Raw genomic sequence first — 18,967 nt, 5'->3', positions numbered from 1 at the left:
GGGCCCTCATAGCTCGCTGCCCGGCTTCGGCAACCGTGCATGTTCCATCAGAATTTCACCGGAACCGCCGGAAAGCTGGAACCTCACGCTTATTCGCAGGCCGGGCCGATTGTCCTCCAGCAGAAGCGGGGCGTCATGCAGGGCCGCGATGGCGCGCACCAGCGACAGGCCGAGGCCGGAACCCGGTGTGCTGCGGCTCGCGTCCAGGCGGTAGAACCGGACCAGCACCTTGTCGCGCTCCTCGGGCGGGATGCCGGGGCCGTCGTCCGCCACTTCGGCAAGCACCGATCCGCCGCGATGCGCGACGCGCAGGGTCAGCCGCGTTCCCGGCGGTGTGTGGATCAGCGCGTTTTCCACCAGGTTGGTGAACATCTGGGCCAGCAACTCGCCGTCGCCCAGCACCGCAAGTCCCGGCTCGATGCAGGTCTCCAGACGCTTGCCGGCATCTTCCGCGACCGGCTCGTAAGCCAGCCCCACCCGTTCCACGATCTCGCTGATGTCCACGGGGGCGAGCCTGCCGCGTCCGGCGCCGCCCTCCAGCGTGCCGATGCGCAGCAAGGCCCTGAAGATGGCGAGGATTTCGTCGGTCTGCTCCAGCGAAACGTCGATGCCGGCATCGTAGGCATCGATCGTCTGCTGGCCGCGCAGGGCCTCCAGCTGCTGGCGGAGACGGGTGAGAGGGGTTCTCAGGTCGTGCGCGATGTCGGTCGAAACCTGGCGCAGGCCCTCCATCAGGCCCTGGATGCGGTCGAGCATGAGATTGAGGTTGCTGGACAATTCGTCGAACTCGGGCCCCATGCCGATGGCCGGAAGCCGCTCGTCCATGGCCCCGGCCATGATCCTGCTCACCGAAGTGTTGACCCCGTGCAGACGGCGCACGAACAGACTGCCGACGAAGTAGCCTCCGACCAGCGCGAACAGGGTAATGCCGACCCCGCAGGCCAGCGTGAACGCCCGCAGCCGCGCCATCAGCGCGCGGACATCGAACGTGTCCGTGGCAACCACAAGATGGAGCCCGTCCGGCAAGGCTGTGCCGAGGGTCTGGAAGGTTTCCATCGCCTCGCCCCGCACGGCCACGTTGACTTCCCTGACGCTGAGCGTGCCGCGCCCGTCGAGCCGGACGCCGGAGGGCAGGTCGCCCGCGATCCGGATGCCGTCGCCGCGCACCAGGCGGAACCGGAACTGGGGATCCTTGCCGGTGTGGGAATGGCGGCGGATGGCGTCGGTGAGGCCGGAGAGGCCGAGTGCCCGATATTCCGATGCCAGCACCTTGGCCTCATTGCTGAGAGTCCCGTCCGTTGCCGCGACGGCATAGCCTTCGATCTGGCGCTGCACCGCCACGAGCACGAGCAGCGAGCCCACCGCGAAGACGGCGGCAAACAGCACGGCGAAGCGGAACGCCCCGCTGCGCAGGACATTGCGGCTAAGCGGCTCAGCCACCGTCGATCCGATATCCCGCCCCCCGGACCGTCTGGATCAATTCGCGATCGAAGCCGCGATCCACCTTGGTGCGCAGCCGGCTCATGTGGCTCTCTATGATGTTGCTGCGCGGATCGAAGTGGAACGACCAGACGTTCTCCAGCAACATCGTGCGCGTCACCAGTTCGCCGGCGTGGCGCATGAGGTATTCGAGCAGCTTGAACTCCTGCGCCTGCAGTTCGATCTTTCCGCCCGCGCGCATCACGGTGCGGCGGATCAGGTCCACTTCCAGATCGGCGACTTTCAGGACCGCTACGGCGTCGGGAATCGGAGGGCGCCGCAGCAGCGCATTGAGGCGCGCCACCAGTTCGGAGACGGCAAACGGCTTCACGAGATAGTCGTCGGCGCCCGCTTCGAGGCCCTGGACCCGTCGTCCACGCCATCCATCGCCGTCAGCAGCAGGACCGGCGTGCGAATGCCGGCGGCACGCACGCCTTCATCACGCTGAGGCCGTCAACGCCCGGGACCATGCGATCGAGCACCAGCACATCGTACTGGCCGCTCGTCGCCATGAACAGCGCGTCGGCGCCAGAGCTGCAGCCGTCGATCACATGGCCCGCGGATTCGAGCGATCGTCCGACGTGCCTTTGCAGCTCTTCATCATCCTCAAGCAAGAGGATTTTCATCTCGGCCCGTTCTCCGCGGCAGGTACTTGTATCGCCTCCATTATGGCGCACACTCGGCATCGCCATGCAAGTTGGGAATTCCTAACATTCGGCTCACCTTGGGCGAATGTACCTGCTCTTATTACGCGTCCGAAGGTCTTGCCGGAGGTGATTGGCGATAATGGCATGCAGCGCATCGAAGATCGTCCTTGCGGAACAGGCATAGCGCCGTGGCACGCTCTTTCGCCGCCATGCGTCCGCATCCCCTTGGTCCCGTCCTGATCCGGCCCGCGATGAAGGCTCTGATCGGCATCGCCGTGGCCACGGTCAGCGGCTGCGCGCATTACACGCCTCTTCCGCTGCCGACTTCGGCGCCGCTGGCAAGCGATGTGCATGGCCTGTCCGGCGAGGCGCCGTCCGCGCCGCTTTCGGTGAACGAGGTGGCGTTGCTGGCGCTGGCGAACAATCCCGATCTCCAGGCCGTCCGGGCGGGCAGGGCGGTCGCCTTGGGGCAGACGAGGCAGGCGGGCCTGCTGCCCAATCCGTCGTTGTCTGCCGCCTTTCTTCCGCTTCTGTCCGGTTCGGGCACGGTGCCGGGCTGGAACATCGGCATCGCGCAGGACATCAAGGCGCTGATCACCTACAAGTCGCGGCGCCGCGCCGCATCGGACAGCGAGCGGCAGGTCGCCGCAGACGTGGTCTGGCAGGAGTGGCAGGTCGCCGGAAAGGCCCGCCAACTCGCGGCGAGCCTGATAATGGGCGCGCGCGGCCGCCCGGTCTACGTCGAGGCCTATGAACTGCTCCGCAGCAGGAACGCCCGGCTGGAGACCGCGCTGGCCGCGCGGACCGTGACCTTGAGCACCGTCGCTCCCGATCGCGTGGCGCTGCAATCGGCCCGCGCCGCGCTCGATGCGCTCGATCAGAACCAGCTTGCCCTGCGCCATCAGCTCAATGCCCTGCTCGGGCTCCGGCCCGATGCGGTGATCGCGCTGGCGGACAAGGCCGAACTACCGCCTTTCGATCCTGCGCAAATCAGGGCGACCCTTGCCGACCTGCCAGGCCGGCGCCCCGATCTGCTCGCCCTGCGCATGGGCTATGCTTCTGCTGACGAGTCCGTCCGGCAAGCCATCCTGTCGCAGTTCCCGGACTTCGTGCTGGGCGGCAGCGCGGCGAGCGACAATTCCAAAGTGGTCAGCGGCGGCCCCAACGTCACCCTCGGCCTGCCGATCTTCGACCGTGGGCAGGGCAACATCGCCATCGCCAATGCGACGCGGGCCAGGCTTCATGCCGAGTATGCCGCGCGTCTGTCGGCAACTGTCGGCGAAGTCGGCGCTTTGCTGGCGGAAACCGAACAACTCGCGGCCCAGCTCGAAAATGTGCGCCGCGACCTTCCTGCCGCCCGCATGGCTGCGGAACGGGCAAGGACCGCTTTCTCCGCATCGAACCTCGATGAGCGCGCCTACCTCGATCTCGCCGCGAACCGCTTCGCCAAGGAACAGGAAGCGATGACGCTGGAAGCTGCCCTGCTGGACCGCAAGATCGCGATCCTGACGCTTACGGGGGCCGGGCTGCCCACTGCCGACCTTCCCTCGGAGCCCGCCCCGGAACCCGGAGTGAACCCTTGAAAATCATGCATTTCCCGATTGCCGCTACCCTGCTGGCCCTCAGCGCCTGCGGAAGCGGCCCTTCGGAGCCCGACAGGACGCCAAGCGTCCTCGTCACGGTCGTGCGGCCGGTGCGCGGGGCGCTTCCAGCCACGATCACCGCCTATGGCTCCGCCTCGCCGTCCGAGGCGGGTACATCCTCCATCAGCATGGCGCAGCCCGGACAGCTCACTTCACTGGCGGTGACGCAGGGCACTGCGGTGCGGGCGGGGCAGGTGCTGGGCACCTTCGCCGTCGCGCCTTCCGCACGGAGCGCCTACCTGCAAGCCGCCGATGCGCTTGCGGCGGCAGAGAAGCAGCGCCGCTCGGCCGCGCAGCTCCTGTCCCAGCAACTTGCGACGTCCGACCAGCTCGTCCAGGTAGACAAGGCAGTTGCCGATGCGCGCACCGCGCTGGCCGCGCTTGCGGCTGAAGGCGCTGGCAGGTCGGTTCAGACGCTCACGGCGCCGTTCGCCGGTATCGTCACTTCGGTTACGGCCGCGAGCGGCGATCGCTTGCAGCCCGGCGCCGCGATCATGACCCTTGCCCGTCAGGGCGGAATAGTCGTGACCGTCGGCATCGATCCCGCGGAGCGGGGCGGCGTGGCTCCCGGACAGGCGGCCAGCATGAAACGCCTTTCGGGCGGCGGCGGCATCGCCGGAAAGGTGGTGCGGGTGGACGGCATGCTCAACCCGAAGACACGGATGGTCGATGTAGACCTCAGCTTCCCGGCCGGTGCGCTGCTGCCGGGAGAGGGCATGGAAGTTGCCATCCGCACCGGCGACGTGGCGGGATGGGTCGTGCCTCATGCGGCGGTCGTCACGGCAGGAGGCCCCGCGCGCATCTTCCAGGAGGCCGGTGGCAAGGCCAAGGCCGTGCCGGTGCAGGTCCGGCTTTCCTCCCCCGAGGGCGATGTGGTGGACGGGCCGGTAGATCCCCGTCGGCCGATCATCGTCGAGGGGGCCTATCAGGTGAACGACGGCGATGCCGTGCGGTGGGGGCGTTGATGCTCGAACGTCTGCTGCGCTCGCAATCGCGCGCCTTCGTGCTGGTTGCGCTGGCGATGGCGCTGGCCGGGCTGATCGCGGCGTTCTCGCTGCCGATCGGGTTGTTTCCGCAAGTCTCGTTTCCCCGCGTCGTCGTCGATCTCGATGCAGGCAGCCGTCCCGCCGACCAGACCGCGCTGACGGTGACCCGTCCGGTGGAGGAAGCCATTCGCGCGGTGCCCGGTGTGCAGGACGTGCGCTCGGAAACCAGTCGCGGTTCGGCGCAGATCTCCATCGACTTCGGCTGGGGCCGCGACATGGTGTCGAGCACGCTGATGGTCGATTCCGCCATCGCCCGCATCCTGCCGACCTTGCCCGCCGGAACGCAGTACGACGTGCGGCGGATGGACCCGACGGTGTTCCCGATCATCTCCTATGCGCTGGTTTCCGACGCCGCCGATCCGGTCGCCCTGCAGGACTTCGCGCGCTATCAGGTCACGCCGCTGCTGTCCTCCATCCCCGGCCTTGCCCGCGTGGGCGTGCAGGGCGGCGAGACTGCCGAAGTCCAGGTTCTGGCCGATCCGCAGCGCCTTGCCGATCACAACCTCGCCATGGCGACCTTGCAGCCGCGATCCGGGGCGGCAACGTGCTCAGCGCGGTGGGCCAGGTGCAGGATCGCGGCCGCCTGTCACTGGTGATCGCCGACCGCAGCGTGCCGGGCGCGGATCAGGTCGGCAATATCGTCGTCCAGTCGGACCCCGCCGGAATCGTCCGCGTGCGCGACGTGGCGACCGTCCAGAACGGCACCGTGCCGCAATGGCAGCGCATCGTCGAGGATGGACGGCCGGCGGTGCTCTTCAACATCTATGAGCAGCCGGACGGCAATGCCGTGCAGATCGCGCGGGAAGTGCAGGCCAAGCTGGCGACTCTGAAGCTGCCTGCAGGCGTCAGGCTGGTGAACTGGTACGACCAGAGCGAACTGGTCACGCAATCCGTGGCGAGCGTTCGCGACGCGGTGCTGATCGGCCTGGTCCTTGCCGGGCTGGTGCTGCTCTGGTTCCTGCGCAGCTGGCGCGTGACGCTGGTGGCCGCGATCGTGGTTCCCGCCACGCTGGCGGCCACGGTGCTGGTGCTCAGTGCGCTCGGAATGTCGTTCAACATCATGACGCTGGGCGGCATCGCGGCGGCTGTCGGCCTGCTGATCGACGACGTGATCGTCATGGTCGAGCACATCGCCCGGCGCGCCGGTGCCAGCGGCAAGGACGGCGCGGTGGCGGGCAAGGATGCAGTGTTCCCCGCCGCGCGCGAATTCATGGCGCCGCTCACCGGATCGAGCCTGGCAACGCTGATCGTGTTCCTGCCACTCTCGTTCCTGACGGGCGTGACCGGGGCCTTCTCCAAGGCGCTTTCGGTGACCATGGCCGCCGCGCTTGCAATCTCATGGGCGATGACGGCCTTTGTCGTGCCGGTGCTGGTCCACCGGCTGGTGGACTTCGGCAAGTGGCGCGATCCGGGCGAGGCGGGAGAGGGGCGCCTGGGACGCGCGCACGACCGGACGCTCGATGCGCTGGGGCGCAGGCCGTGGCTGCTGGCCGCTATCCTCGTGCCGCTGCTGATCGTGGGATATCTCGGCTACAGCAATGTGCCCACCGGCTTCATGCCCCGGGTCGACGAGGGCGGTTTCGTCATGGATTACTACACCGCGCCGGGAACCTCGCTTGATGAAAGCACGCGGCAGATCGCGCAAGTCGACCGTATCCTGAGCGGCAATCCGCAAGTGCTCACGTTTTCCCGCCGCCTCGGCACCGGGCTGGGCGGGGACCTTGGCCAGAGCTACCACGGAGACTATTTCGTCCGCCTGAAGCCCGGCCATGCCACGCCGACCGAGGAACTGGCCGCCGCCGTCGCGGACGAAGTTTCCATGAAAGTCCCCGGTGTCGAGGTCGAAGTGGCGCAGCTCATGGAAGACCTCATCGGCGACCTGACCGCCGTGCCGCAGCCCATCGAGGTGAAGCTGTTCTCGTCCGATCCGTCGGTGCTCGACGATCAGGCGAAGAAGGTGGCCAAAGTCGTCTCCGGGATTTCCGGCGTGGTCGAGGTCAAGGACGGCGTACAGCTTGCGGGCGATGCCATCGATGTGGCCGTCGATCCGGTCCGTGCCGGAATGGAAGGCGTCTTGCCCGCCGACGTCGAGACCCAGCTAGCAGACGCGCTCAGCGGTACCGTCGCCACAACGCTGCCCCAGGCGAGCAAGACGGTCGACGTGCGGGTGCGCCTGCCGAATGCCACGACCATGAGCGAAACCGAACTCGCCCGCCTGCCGATCCGGGCGAGCGATGGACACCTGTTTCCGCTGTCGCGCGTGGCCAGCTTGACATCGGTCGCCGGCCAGCCACAGATCGCGCGTGAGAATCTGGAACCGATGGTGGCGGTGACGGGCCGCATCCAGGGACGCGGCATCGGCGCGGCGGTTGCCGACGTTACCGCCGCGCTCGACAGGCCCGGTGCTCTCGCGCCCGGCGTGCGCTACGAGATGGGCGGGCTCTATCAGCAACAGCAGATCGCTTTCTCCGGGCTTCTGCATGTCTTCGGTGCCGCTCTGGTCGCCGAATTCATCCTTCTGCTCGTGCTTTACCGGCGCATTTGGCTGCCGGTCATCATCATCGGCTGCTCGCTGCTCTCGACGACAGCGGTCTTCACCGGGCTGTGGCTTGCCGGGGTGGATCTCAACATCACCGCGCTGATGGGCATGACCATGATCATCGGTATCGGCACGGAAATGGCGATCTTCTACGTTTCCGAGTTCGAGGAGATGTCCCGCCACATGCCGCCCGCAGAAGCCGCGCGCGAGGCGAGCCGCAACCGCGTGCGCCCGATCACGATGACGACGCTGGCCGCCATTCTCACGCTGCTGCCGCTTGCGCTGGCGATCGGTCAGGGCTCCGGCATCCAGCAGCCGCTTGCCATCGCGATCGTCTCCGGCCTGCTGCTGCAATATCCGCTGGTCCTGCTGGCCATGCCGCTCCTCGTGCGGCTGACCTTGCCGAAGGCAGGAAACGGGCCGGGACGCAAACATTGGGAATTTGTATAGGGACGTCCAGCGCCGCCCAATGCGCGCCGGGTAAGCGCCGGCCATGCGCCAGCTTGCCTATCTGACCCTGCCGATCGCCCTTGCGGCCTGTAGCAAAACGGATTCGCGGAGCTCCGCGCCGCCATCCCATGCCGAACTGATCGCTCATGAAAGCGAATTGCTGAAGTTGACGTTGACGCCGGAGGCGCAGCGCCGGCTCGGCATTGTCACGGCGCGGCCGGGAGGCGGCGCGGCCGGGCAAGTCCGGCAGGTAACCGGCGAGATCGTGGTTCCTCCCACCACGGCCAACGGGGTGCCGACCAACTCACTCACCAACCTCCAGCAGGTCGGCGCGCAGCAGGCGGCGGCCGATGGCGAAGTGGCGCGAACCGAGGCTCAGGCGCGACTGGCGCGGATCGCCCTGACCCGCGCCGAAAACCTCGTGCGGGAGGAAGCAGGAAGCATCCGGGCACGTGACGAAGCGGCGGCGGCCTTCGCGGCAGCGCAGGCCGCGCTTGGCGCCGCAAGGCAGCAGAGAGCGCTGCTGGGGCCGGCGATAGGATCGCTCGGCAATCAGTCCGTTCTCTGGGTGAGGGCCTCGGTCTTCGCTAGCGATGTCGGCGCGATCCAGCGGGGTGGCTCCGCCACGGTTCGGGCGCTCGGCGCGGATGCGGTGTCGCACAGCGCACGCCCCGTACAGGCCCCGCCCTCCGCCGACGGAACGGCCGGCACCGTGGATATCTATTACGCGCTCGGCAACGACGGGCGCAGCTTCCGTGTCGGGCAGCGCGTGGCGGTGGACCTGCCGCTTTCCGGCAGAACCCAGGGTCTTTCGGTTGCCTCCTCTGCTATCGTGCGGGACATCTACGGCGGGGAATGGCTCTATCGGCGGACAGGCAAGGACACTTTCGTCCGGCAGCGCGTCGAAGTGGCAAGTGAAACCGGCGGCACCGCATTGCTCGCGCGGGGGCTGGAGTCGGGCGCCGAAGTCGTGACGGTAGGCGCGGCAGAGCTGTTCGGCACCGAATTCGGGGCGGCTCACTGATGCTGGCCGGTCTTGTCCGTTTCGCGCTGGTCCAGCGCGTGCTCGTGCTTGCCCTGGGCGCATTGCTTGTCGTGCTGGGCGTAAGGGCGGGCCGCGATGTCCCGCTTGACGTCTTTCCAGAATTTGCGCCGCCCATGGTCGAAATCCAGACCGAGGCGCCCGGCCTGTCCACTGAAGAAGTGGAAAGCCTTGTCACCGTACCTATCGAAACCGCGGTCAATGGCGTGCCCGACCTGATGACGCTGCGCTCGAAGTCCGTGCTTGGGTTGTCCTCGGTGCAGATCCTTTTCGCGCGCGGGACCGATGTGATGCGCGCGCGCCAGATGGTGGGGGAACGCATCGCGCAGGTCCAGCCCCGCCTGCCGGTGGCTGCGCGCCAACCGGTGCTCATGCCGCCGCTCTCTTCCACCAGTCGCGCGATGAAGATCGGGATCACCTCGGCCAGGCTGGATCAGATGAAGCTTTCGGAACTGGTTCGCTGGACCATCCGCCCCCGGCTGATGGCGGTCCCCGGCGTTGCCAATGTCGCCGTCTGGGGCCAGCGCGACCGCCAGCTTCAGGTCCTCGTCGATCCGGACCGGCTTCGCGCCGCGGGCGTCACCCTTGCCGAAGTGCGGGCTGCAGCAGGAGACGCGGTTCTGGTGGGCGGCGGCGGCTTCATCGACACGCCGAACCAGCGTCTTGCCGTTCAGCAGGGCGGCATGGTGCAGGACGCCGCGCAACTGGGGCAGGCCATCGTGCGCCAGTCTGGCAATGCACCGGTGAGGATTGCCGATGTCGCCCGCGTGGTGGACGGTCACGCACCGCCCATCGGCAACGCCATCATAGACGACGTTCCCGGCATCATGCTGATTGTCGAGAAGCAGCCGACCGCCAATACACTGGAACTGACCCACGCGGTCGAAGCCGCTCTTGATGAACTGAAGCCGGGTCTGACGGACGTGAAGGTCGACACGACCATCTTCCGTCCCGCCACGTTCATCGAGCGTTCGATCGACAACCTGACACGGGCGCTGCTGATCGGCTGCGCACTGGTGGCGGCGGTCCTGTTCCTTTTCACCAGGGACTGGCGGCAGGCGGTGATCAGCCTCACGGCGATTCCGCTTTCGCTGCTTGGCGCGGGGCTGGTGCTGCTGTGGAGCGGGGCGACGATCAACGTCATGGTGATCGCCGGGCTGGTCATCGCGCTGGGCGAAGTGGTGGATGATGCGATCATCGACGTGGAGAACATCGCCCGGCGGCTACGGCTCAACCGCGAGGCGGAAGATGTCAGGCCCGCCTTTGCGGTGGTGCTCGCCGCCTCGCTGGAAGTGCGCTCGGCGGTCGTTTTCGCCTCGCTGATAGTGATGCTCGTGTTCCTGCCGATCTTCTTCCTCGGCGGCGTGGCGGGCACCTTCTTCCAGCCCCTGGCGGTCGCCTATGTACTTGCGATCGCGGCCTCCCTGCTCGTTGCGCTGACGGTGACACCGGCGCTCTGCCTTTTGATCCTTCCCAACGCTCCGGTGACGCAGGAACGCGATACCCGCTTCGTACGCTGGCTGAAGCGCGGCTATTCCGGCGCCTTGCCCCGGGTCTTGATGCGCTCGCGCATGGCAGGGGGTGTCGTTGCAGGAGGACTGGTGCTCGCGGGGCTGGGCTATGCGGGGTTCAAGGACCAGTTCCTTCCCGATTTTCGCGAGACAGACTTCCTCATGCATTTCGTGGAGAAGCCGGGCACTTCGATCGAGGCGATGGACCGCATCACCATGCGTGCCTCGAAGGAACTGCGCGCGATACCCGGTGTGCGCAATTTCGGAGCGCATATCGGCCGTGCCGAACAGGCTGACGAGGTCGTCGGGCCGAACTTCACCGAATTGTGGATCAGCCTTGACGAACAGGCCGACTATGATGCGTCCGTTGCCCGCATCAAGCGCGTGATCGACGGCTACCCCGGCCTGTTCCGCGACGTGCTCACCTATCTGCGCGAGCGTATCAAGGAAGTGCTCACAGGCGCGGGTGCCACTGTGGTCGTGCGGATATACGGGCCCGATCAGGCGGAACTGCGCGCCGCAGGTGAGCGCGTTCGCGATGCCGTGGCGGGGGTGGGCGGTGTTTCCGATCTCAAATTGGAAAGCCAGGTGCTCGTGCCTCAATTGCGCATCCGACCGCGCCCGGAGGAGCTGGCCCGTCTGGGGCTGACCGCCGGCGAGGTGCGCCGTCAGGCCCAGACGCTTGTGGCGCAGCAGAAAGTGGGCGAGATCTACCGCGACCAGAAATCGTTCGACGTCACGCTCTGGGGCGAGCCCGGATTCGTGGCACTATCCACGCCTTGCGTGACCTGATGATCCAGTCGCCCGCCGGAGCACCCGTGCGCCTTTCGGACGTCGCCGAGGTGGAAGTGGTTCCCGCGCCTAACGAGGTGAAGCGTGAAAACGGCCAGCGCCGCCTCGACGTGACCATGAACGTTGCCGGAGCGGACCTTGGAACGGTGGCGCGCGGGGTGGAGGCTGCCGTTGCCAAAGTGCCCTTCGCCGCGGGTTATCATCCCGAAGTGCTGGGCGAATACGCTGCCTTGAAGGAATCGCGCCAGCGGCTCTGGACGACCGGCGCGCTCTGCCTTCTCGGCGTGCTGCTGCTGGTCTGGATCGAGTTCCGCTCGCGCCGGATCACGGCGCTGGTCGGCGTCAGCCTGCCTTTCGCGCTTGTCGGGGGCGTCGTCGCGGTCGCGCTCACTGGCGGGGTGCTGTCGCTGGGCTCGCTCGTGGGCTTCGTAACGGTGATCGGCATAGCGGCGCGCAACGGCATCATGCTGCTTTCGCATTACCGGCATCTTGAACGTGAGGAGGGCATGGCATTCGGCCGCGAACTCGTGCTGCGCGGCGCCGAGGAAAGGCTGGTGCCGATCCTGATGACCGCCGCCTGCGCCGGTCTGGCGCTGGTTCCACTGATTGCGGCGGGCAATGCCCCGGGCCACGAGATCGAACATCCCATGGCCATCGTCATTCTTGGCGGGCTGGTATCGTCGACCTTGCTCAATCTCTTCCTGATGCCCGCGCTCTACGCAAGGTACGGCCAGGAACGCGCAGAAGGACCGGTCCGGGGCGCGGAGGTATCGGCATGATCTTGCGCCTTCCACTATGGGCCGGTCCGCTCGCCGCGCTGGCCGTGACCGGATGCATGGCCCCTCCCGCGCCGATCAAGCCGGAAATTCCGCCAGCGGCTGCCGGCCGCTTCGCCGATCTTCCGGTCGCGACGCTCGACCCGGTGCCCGAAGACTGGTGGCGCCTCTACGAGGATCCCGCACTGGATTCCCTCGTCGAAGCCAGTCTCCTGGCCAATGCCGATCTGCGCGTCGCTTATGCCAATCTCGAAGGTGCGCGCGCGGCGTCGAGATTGGCGCGGGCGGCGCGGCTTCCCACCACGACGATCGAAAGCGCGCTCACCGTCGACGATCCCGGCAACCAGCCCGGTGCGGTGTCCGTTCCGGCGAGCGACTGGGATATCGCGGCGACCGCAAGCTGGGATATCGACCTGTTCGGTCGGCTCCGGTCCGGCGCGCTCGCCGCCAGCGCCGATGCCGAAGCGCAGGCGGCGGCGCTTGATGGAGTCAGGGTTGCGGTCGTGGCCGATACGGTTCAGGCCTATCTCGAATCCTGCGCCGCCTCGCAGGCGATCGCAGAGGCTCGGGCGGTGGCAGCAGCGCAGGAGCGCTCGCTTGCGCTGGTTCGCGAACAGTTGCTGGCCGGGGAAGTCTCGCCGCTGGAAGTTTCGCAGGCCGCGACCCTGGCGGCCTCGACCAGAGCGGGTATCGCGCCGTTCGAGGCGGCGCGCGCGAATGCGCTCTATCGGCTCACCACGCTGAGAGGCCGTCCCCCCGCCGAGGTGCGCGTCGATGGGCCGGGCTGCACGATGATCCCCGCGCCTGAAGGTGCGGGCGCGGCCGGCGACGGCACTGCACTGCTGCTCCGCCGGCCCGATGTGCGCGAGGCCGAACGCAGGCTGCAGCCTCTGCCGCCCGGATCGGCGTGGCGCGCGCCGACCTCTATCCCCGCGTCAATCTGGGCGGGGCGCTGGGCCTGCTCTCGGGCGGTTTCGACGCGGCCGTATCGCCGCTGATAACCTGGGCCTTTCCCAATCAAGGGCCGGCACGGGCGAAGCTTGCTCAAGCCCGGGCTGCGGAGCAGGCCGCCCTTGCCGGCTGGGATGTAGCGGTCCTGAAGGCGCTCCGGGAGGTCGAGACCGCGCTTGCCGCCTACGATGCCGAACTGCGACGCAATCGCGATCTCGGGGCTGCGGCAGATGAGGCACGCGCTTATGCCCGCCGGTCCGCGGCGCGCGTCCGGCTGGGCGATGCGGCAAGCCTGCTCCAGATCGATGCCGAGCGCACCCTGGCTGCCGCGCGCCTTGCGAAAATCCAGAGCGATCTTGCGGTCGCCCAGGCGGAAGTCGCGCTCTTTCGCGCGCTCGGTGGCGGCTGGCGTAGCGGGTCGCAGGCGCGCTAGGCTGCGTCCATGCGAATCCTGATAGTGGAAGATGACGAAGAAACCGCCTGCTTCATCGCGAAGGGACTTGAGGAAGCCGGGCAAGCCGTCGTCCTGAGCCGCGATGGGCGCGATGGGCTGTTTCAGGCGACCGGTGGCGGATTCGATGTCATTGTGCTCGATCGCATGCTGCCGGGGCTCGACGGGCTTTCGTTGCTCAAGGCGCTGCGCGCGGCGGCGGACGCAACGCCGGTCCTGATGTTGACCGCGATCGGCGGAATTGCCGACAGGGTGGACGGGCTGGAGGCCGGGGCTGACGATTATCTGGTGAAGCCCTTTGCCTTTTCCGAACTCGCCGCGCGGATCAATGCTCTGGGCAGGCGGCCGCAGGCCCGGATGGAGGGGCACTTGCTCGCTGTGGGCGACATCCTGCTCGACCTCCATCGCCGCACGGTCGAACGGCGGGGAAGCCGCATTGCCTTGCAGCCGCGCGAGTTCGCGCTGCTGGCCGAATTGATGCGCAATCCCCGGCGAGTGATGACGCGCACGATGCTGCTTGAACGGGTGTGGGATTTCGATTTTGATCCCAAGACGAACATTGTCGAGACCCACCTCAGCCGCTTGCGATCCAAGCTCAACGCCGGGTTCGAAGAGGATGCCATCGAGACGATACGCGGGGCCGGCTACATGATCCGGGGCGGATAGATGCTGCGGAACCTCTGGCGAACCACTTCGGGGCTGGTCGGGATCGTCGCCGTCGCGTTTGCGCTGGCCACGCTTGCGATCGGCCTCGCTGCTTACGAAGTCACTCACGAGGCGCTGGAGCAGCAGCTCGACCATCGTATCGCCACTGAAACCGCCGGGTTGCTGGCGGAAGCACATTCCAGCGGACTCCCGGCGCTCGCCGCTGCCATCGGTCGCCGAGAAGCCGCGCGGTCGACCTCCAGCCTAGAGTACCTGCTGGTCGACGAAGCTGGTGAAAGACTGGCGGGCTCTCTCGATGCCCCGGTTCCCGGAAAACAGGGCTTCGAGGAGTTTCTCCACTATCGGCGGCAAGGGCAGGGCTACCTTAGCGAGGATGCCATCGCACAGGCCCTGACAACCGCGGTTCCGGGCGGCACGCTCGTGATTGCAGCAGATCGCTCCGACCTCGACGAGATCGACCGGACGCTTGCCGCGTTGTTTGTAAGCTCGCTCGCGGCCATGCTCATCCTCGGGTTGGCGGCGGCGGTCCTGATCGGTTGGATTACCCGGAGACGCCTGAGCCGGATCGATGCGACGGCACAGGCGATCATCGGCGGCGATCTGGCCCGGCGCATTCCGCGAGATAATTCCGGAAGCGAGTTCGATCGGCTGGCCGGCACGCTCAACCGGATGCTCGACAGGATAGAGAGCCTGATGGAAAACCTGCGACAGGTATCGAGCGATGTCGCTCACGATCTGCGGACGCCGCTTACGAGGCTCTGCAACAAGCTCGATGAAGCGGCGCGCGAACCGGAAGCGCGAACGCGCGCAGATATCCTCGATACAGCGCGTGCGCAGGCGGGCGAATTGCTCGAACTGTTTTCAGCCTTGCTGCGGCTGGCGGAAATCGAGGGCTTGTCCGACCGGCTTCCGCACCGCCGCGTGGATATGTCGGCGCTGCTCGACCAGATGGCAGAGAGCTACCGCCCCGACATCGAGGACAGCGGCCGCACTCTCCAGGTTGATTTCCCCGCCGGACTGGAAATCGAAGGCGACCGCCGCCTTGTGAGCCAGGCAATCGCCAACCTTCTCGACAATGCCTTGCGTCACACGCCGGGCGGCACCGCAATCTGCATGACGGCCAGTTCCGGCGACGAGGGCGTAAGCGTCGAGGTTGCGGATAACGGTCCCGGTGTGGACGAGGTCGAAGGACAGCGCCTGTTCGAGCGGTTCGCCCGCAGCGAGCAGGCGCGGTCCAGTCCGGGGCATGGGCTGGGTCTGAGCATCGTTCGCGCCATCGCGCAGGCACATGGCGGGCGGGCCGAGTTGAGGAACGGCGCTCCCGGTCTTGCCGTGATCCTCCATTTCCCGCCGATATGAACGATCTTAGCCTGTTTTCGGGGCAGGAATTTCCGGCGAAGCATTCATGCCCCGCCGGAGAAAACCGGGTGAGGGTCGGCCCTAGAAGCGGGTCGAAAGGCTTAGCTTGACGCTCGGCGGGAGCCCCTGGGCAAGAAGGCTCGAGCCGGTCGACGCCCAGTAGCGCTTGCCTGTCACGTTATCCGCATAGACGCGGATCGTCGTCGGGCTTCCGGCAAGGTCGAAGTTGTAGCTCGCTCCGAGGTCGAAGGTCACGTAGCCCGGCACGAAAGCCTGGTTGAGCGCATTGACCGCGCGGCGGCCGACATGGAACATACCGGCCGAGACCCGCAGGCCCTCGATCACGGGGACGCGGTATTCGGCGAAGATCGAACCCGAATACTTCGAGACATTCTCGATCAGCTTCCCGACAACAGTAGCGTTCCCGGACTTCTGCTGGGCGTCGAGATAGAGGGCGCTGGCGGAGATCGACAGGCGCGGAAGCACTTCACCGACTGCGCTTACCTCGATGCCCTCGTACACGGCCTCGGCATCCTGGACGAAGTAGTTCGCGCTGTTGAGGTAGGCCGAGGGACGCTTGATGTGGAAATAGGCGGCCGTCATCAACATGCCCCGGATCGGCTCGACCTTGAGGCCCACTTCCTTCTGCTTGCTGACCGCCGCCGGGAGGATTTCACCCGCATTGTTGGCGATCTGCTGCGCGATCGGTCCGGGTTCGAGGCCTTCGATATAGTTGGCATAGACATTCGCCCAGGCCACCGGCTTTACCATCAGCCCGTAGGACCAGGTTCCCGGCTTGATCTTGTAGTCCGAGGTGCGGCTGATATCGCTGTAGTCGGTCTTGCGATAGCCGATGGTCGCCTGAAGCCAGTCGCCGAGCGAGGCCCTGTCGAAGATGTAGACGCCAAGGTCCTCGACCCGCGACGGGTTGGGAATGATACGTGGCGGCTTCGGCTGCTGCGGAATGGCAACTGGGTCGTATAGGTTCTGGGCAAAGCTGTATCGCACCGCCGTCGGCACGTTGCTGTCGCGCGTGTAGTACGATACGCCGACCATGACATTGTGCGTGATCGGTCCGGTCTGGAACGAGCCGGAAATATCGCTGCGATAGATATTGTTCTTGTAGTCGTTGCCGCTGGTCATCGCCACCGATACGGTTCCGTCCCCGGTGTCGAGATTGTAGCCGCCGAAGGAGGAATAATAACGGCTTCGCGTCAGGTAGGATTGGCCGACGGCGAAGGCGATGCGCCAGTTCTGCGCAAAATCGTAATTCACGCGCGCAAGCAGGTTCGTCGAATGCCCGCGACCCTGCATCCATGACGCGCCCAGGTTTTTCGAAGGGGACTGGAGGGGCGGAAGCGCGATGGTTCCGTTCACGGCGGCGGGCAGGCTGAACTCCGTCGGCTCGGTCACGGACTTGTAGTTGTATTCGGCGTCGAGCAGGATTTCGAGGCCATCGAGGGGGCGCCAGTCGAACGCTCCCGAAATGAAGCGTCTGGCGCCGGAACTGCGCTTGATCCCGGTTTCGATCGAGGATGTCCCGGCATTTACCCGCAGGCCCGCCGATCCGAAGCTGCGGCTGACATCGAAGTTCGCGCCGACGGATCCGTTGGAATCGCCCATGAAGTCGATACGGTTGATCGGTGCATCCTCAGGGCGTTCGGTCACAAGATTGACGATGCCGGAAGGGGTTGCGAAGCCGTAGTAGAGCCCCGCCGCACCCTTGAGGACTTCGATGCGGTCCTTGCTCTCGATCGGTTGCTCGATCAGGTTGACGATCGGCAGGACGCCGTTCCAGCGCACGTTCGTGAAGTTGTTGAGAGTGATGCCGCGGATCGCCAGGTTGCTGTAGATGGCACTGTTGATCTGGGCCTGCGTGACGCCGGGGGTGTTCCGCACGGCGTCGATCAGGGACCGGGCCTGCTGTGCTTCCAGCAAGTCCTTGGTCATGACTGCAATCGTCAGCGGCGTATCGCGCAGGCGTGCGTCGCGGAAGGTGCCGGCCTGCACGAAATCCGCGCTGAAGCTGTCTCTGCGGTCTGCCGTGACGACGATATCCTGGGCGGGAGCGCTAGTTTCCTCACTGCCTTGAGCCGCTGCGACACCGGGCATCGCAGCGAGGGCAATCGCCGGAATCGATGCGCCGACAAGGGCCATGCAGATCCCGGGCCGAGCACGCGTGACTGATGACAAAACTAATCTCCCTGAACATCAAACTTATGGTCGCGCAAATACGCAAATGCGAAACATTTGCAATAGTGCCGTCGCGAAACGTCTCGGCATTTCGCGGTCGGCGGTGTTCGGGAAGGTGGTTGCGCCGGTCGGCAGTCCGAGGGTGCGCGGATATGAGCCCGGCCTTGTCTGGCCGGTGCAGGGCAGCAGTTTGCTGTGGGCGCCGCTCGCATTCTGAAACGCGATCAGGTGATGGGGCGCGAGGGTTTGATTTGGGGAGACGGAACTTAAAGCTCAACGCCGCTAATGCCGAATGGAGGACATGCCGCATGATTGGCATATCATAACTTCAGCAGAACTACCTGGCTGGGGCGGCAGGATTCGAACCTGCGAATGCCGGTACCAAAAACCGGTGCCTTACCACTTGGCGACGCCCCAGCAGGGAATGCGCGCTTAGCGGCTAATGCAGGGCGCTGAAAAGCCCTTTGAAGAGAGTTTTCCAGCGCCGGCATTTCAGCAGGCTCAAGCCTTGAGAACAATGTCGATATCGGCGGCGGAATGCCGTTCGCGGACCATGCCTTCACCGTTGCGGTTTACGATCCGGCCGCGTTGAACCGGCGTGCGGGCGCGACTTCCTCGCCCCAGCGCATCAGGTGTTCGTAGCTGGCAACGTCAAGGAAAGTCGCCGCATCGCCATAGGCGTCGCCGCGCACGAAGCCGCCGAACCAGCCATAGGCGGCTATGTCAGCGATAGAATATTCGCTTCCCGCCAGATAGCGCGACTCGCCGAGGCGCTTGTCCGCCACGTCGAGGATGCGCTTCGTTTCCATGGCATAGCGATTGATCGGATATTCGAACTTCTCGGGTGCATAGGCGTAGAAATGTCCGAAACCGCCGCCGATCAGCGGAGCCGTCGACATCTGCCACATCAGCCAGGACAGGCACTCCGCGCGCTCGGGATAGTTGGCCGGCACGAACTTACCGAACTTTTCCGCAAGATAGAGCAGGATAGCGCCCGATTCGAAAATCCGCACCGGCTTGTCTGCGGAATAGTCCAGCAGGGCGGGGATCTTCGAGTTCGGATTCACCGAAACGAAGCCCGAACCGAACTGGTCGCCTTCGCCGATATTAATGAGCCAGGCGTCGTATTCCGCCTCCGCTACCCCTGCGGCAATCAGTTCTTCCAGCAGGATCGTGACCTTTTGCCCATTGGGAGTACCTAGCGAGTAGAGTTGCAGGGGGTGCTCTCCGCGTGGCAGTTCCTTGTCGTGCGTCGCCCCGGAAACCGGACGATTGATGCTCGCCCATTCGCCGCCGTTCCCCTTGTCCCAGGTCCAGACTTTCGGCGGCGTGTAAGTGGGATCGGACATGAGCAACTCCTTGATGTCGTGGGGGCTGATCTAGGAATGGCCTTCTCGGGCGGCAACCCCGATGCGGCTGATT

The 18,967-nt window shown here is 66.0% G+C and carries 11 protein-coding genes, 1 tRNA gene and 3 pseudogenes; 10 read left to right on the top strand and 5 right to left on the bottom strand.

All coding sequences use genetic code 11. The features are described 5' to 3' along the window. Positions 1–6: 6 nt before the first annotated feature. Both ADT71_RS22490 and ADT71_RS22485 read right to left on the bottom strand, forming a co-directional pair. The gene (locus tag ADT71_RS22490) at positions 7–1,440 is read right to left on the bottom strand and encodes an ATP-binding protein (protein ID WP_054440463.1); all 1,434 of its coding nucleotides are present in this window, start codon (positions 1,438–1,440) and stop codon (positions 7–9) included. Continuing rightward, a pseudogene (locus ADT71_RS22485) lies at positions 1,433–2,105 on the bottom strand (winged helix-turn-helix domain-containing protein). Before ADT71_RS22485 ends, ADT71_RS22490 begins: the two are co-directional and overlap by 8 nt. A 272-nt stretch (positions 2,106–2,377) precedes the next feature. Between ADT71_RS22485 and ADT71_RS22480 the strand changes: the two are divergent. The 10 genes and pseudogenes from ADT71_RS22480 (at position 2,378) to ADT71_RS22445 (ending at position 15,352) form a co-directional block, all read left to right on the top strand. Next, positions 2,378–3,709 (top strand): TolC family protein, encoded by a 1,332-nt coding sequence (locus ADT71_RS22480; protein WP_054440669.1) that lies wholly within the window; start codon positions 2,378–2,380, stop codon positions 3,707–3,709. Positions 3,710–3,714: 5 nt separating this feature from the next. Continuing rightward, the gene (locus ADT71_RS22475; RefSeq protein ID WP_054440460.1) at positions 3,715–4,734 is read left to right on the top strand and encodes an efflux RND transporter periplasmic adaptor subunit; all 1,020 of its coding nucleotides are present in this window, start codon (positions 3,715–3,717) and stop codon (positions 4,732–4,734) included. Then, positions 4,734–7,804: pseudogene (locus ADT71_RS22470) on the top strand (efflux RND transporter permease subunit). The gene ADT71_RS22475 and the pseudogene ADT71_RS22470 overlap by 1 nt, the downstream one beginning before the upstream one ends. 43 nt (positions 7,805–7,847) lie before the next feature. Beyond that, a complete protein-coding gene (locus ADT71_RS22465) occupies positions 7,848–8,828 on the top strand; it encodes an efflux RND transporter periplasmic adaptor subunit (protein WP_054440458.1) in 981 nt (326 codons plus the stop codon). Beyond that, positions 8,828–11,149, top strand: a complete 2,322-nt coding sequence (locus tag ADT71_RS22460) for an efflux RND transporter permease subunit (RefSeq protein ID WP_255351682.1) — start codon at positions 8,828–8,830, stop codon at positions 11,147–11,149. Before ADT71_RS22465 ends, ADT71_RS22460 begins: the two co-directional genes overlap by 1 nt. Continuing rightward, entirely contained in the window at positions 11,149–11,928 is a 780-nt protein-coding gene (locus ADT71_RS35130) for an efflux RND transporter permease subunit (RefSeq protein ID WP_255351681.1), read from the top strand. The genes ADT71_RS22460 and ADT71_RS35130 overlap by 1 nt, the downstream gene beginning before the upstream one ends. Then, positions 11,925–12,923: a TolC family protein gene (locus ADT71_RS22455; protein WP_231636113.1), complete on the top strand. Its 999-nt coding sequence runs from the start codon at positions 11,925–11,927 to the stop codon at positions 12,921–12,923. Before ADT71_RS35130 ends, ADT71_RS22455 begins: the two co-directional genes overlap by 4 nt. Beyond that, positions 12,833–13,309 (top strand): TolC family protein, encoded by a 477-nt coding sequence (locus tag ADT71_RS34295; RefSeq protein ID WP_231636112.1) that lies wholly within the window; start codon positions 12,833–12,835, stop codon positions 13,307–13,309. Before ADT71_RS22455 ends, ADT71_RS34295 begins: the two co-directional genes overlap by 91 nt. A gap of 9 nt (positions 13,310–13,318) precedes the next feature. Continuing rightward, positions 13,319–13,993 (top strand): response regulator transcription factor, encoded by a 675-nt coding sequence (locus ADT71_RS22450; RefSeq protein WP_054440456.1) that lies wholly within the window; start codon positions 13,319–13,321, stop codon positions 13,991–13,993. Continuing rightward, positions 13,994–15,352 carry a HAMP domain-containing sensor histidine kinase gene (locus tag ADT71_RS22445; RefSeq protein WP_054440453.1) on the top strand — a complete coding sequence of 453 codons (1,359 nt, stop codon included), beginning with the start codon at positions 13,994–13,996 and terminating at the stop codon, positions 15,350–15,352. It begins immediately after the preceding gene. 81 nt (positions 15,353–15,433) lie between these two features. Here the strand turns inward: ADT71_RS22445 and ADT71_RS22440 are convergent, their stop codons facing one another. The 3 genes and pseudogenes from ADT71_RS22440 to yghU all read right to left on the bottom strand — a co-directional run bounded on the left by ADT71_RS22440 (position 15,434) and on the right by yghU (position 18,894). Further along, positions 15,434–17,509, bottom strand: a complete 2,076-nt coding sequence (locus tag ADT71_RS22440; protein ID WP_054440450.1) for a TonB-dependent siderophore receptor — start codon at positions 17,507–17,509, stop codon at positions 15,434–15,436. Positions 17,510–17,887: 378 nt separating this feature from the next. Next, positions 17,888–17,962: transfer RNA gene (locus ADT71_RS22435), tRNA-Gln, on the bottom strand. Between the two features lie 84 nt (positions 17,963–18,046). Beyond that, positions 18,047–18,894, bottom strand: a pseudogene (gene yghU, locus ADT71_RS22430) (glutathione-dependent disulfide-bond oxidoreductase). Between the last annotated feature and the right edge of the window lie 73 nt (positions 18,895–18,967).

It is taken from the genome of Novosphingobium sp. ST904 (assembly GCF_001298105.1).
GTDB lineage: Bacteria > Pseudomonadota > Alphaproteobacteria > Sphingomonadales > Sphingomonadaceae > Novosphingobium.
This window is presented reverse-complemented; position numbering and strand designations above follow the sequence as displayed.

Coding starts and splice junctions, on each gene's coding strand:
- ADT71_RS22480 (WP_054440669.1), top strand. CDS start 2,378: ATGAAGGCTCTGATCGGCATCGCCGTGGCCACGGTCAGCGGCTGCGCG.
- ADT71_RS22475 (WP_054440460.1), top strand. CDS start 3,715: ATGCATTTCCCGATTGCCGCTACCCTGCTGGCCCTCAGCGCCTGCGGA.
- ADT71_RS22465 (WP_054440458.1), top strand. CDS start 7,848: ATGCGCCAGCTTGCCTATCTGACCCTGCCGATCGCCCTTGCGGCCTGT.
- ADT71_RS22460 (WP_255351682.1), top strand. CDS start 8,828: ATGCTGGCCGGTCTTGTCCGTTTCGCGCTGGTCCAGCGCGTGCTCGTG.
- ADT71_RS35130 (WP_255351681.1), top strand. CDS start 11,149: ATGATCCAGTCGCCCGCCGGAGCACCCGTGCGCCTTTCGGACGTCGCC.
- ADT71_RS22455 (WP_231636113.1), top strand. CDS start 11,925: ATGATCTTGCGCCTTCCACTATGGGCCGGTCCGCTCGCCGCGCTGGCC.
- ADT71_RS22450 (WP_054440456.1), top strand. CDS start 13,319: ATGCGAATCCTGATAGTGGAAGATGACGAAGAAACCGCCTGCTTCATC.
- ADT71_RS22445 (WP_054440453.1), top strand. CDS start 13,994: ATGCTGCGGAACCTCTGGCGAACCACTTCGGGGCTGGTCGGGATCGTC.
- ADT71_RS22440 (WP_054440450.1), bottom strand. CDS start 17,509: ATGGCCCTTGTCGGCGCATCGATTCCGGCGATTGCCCTCGCTGCGATG.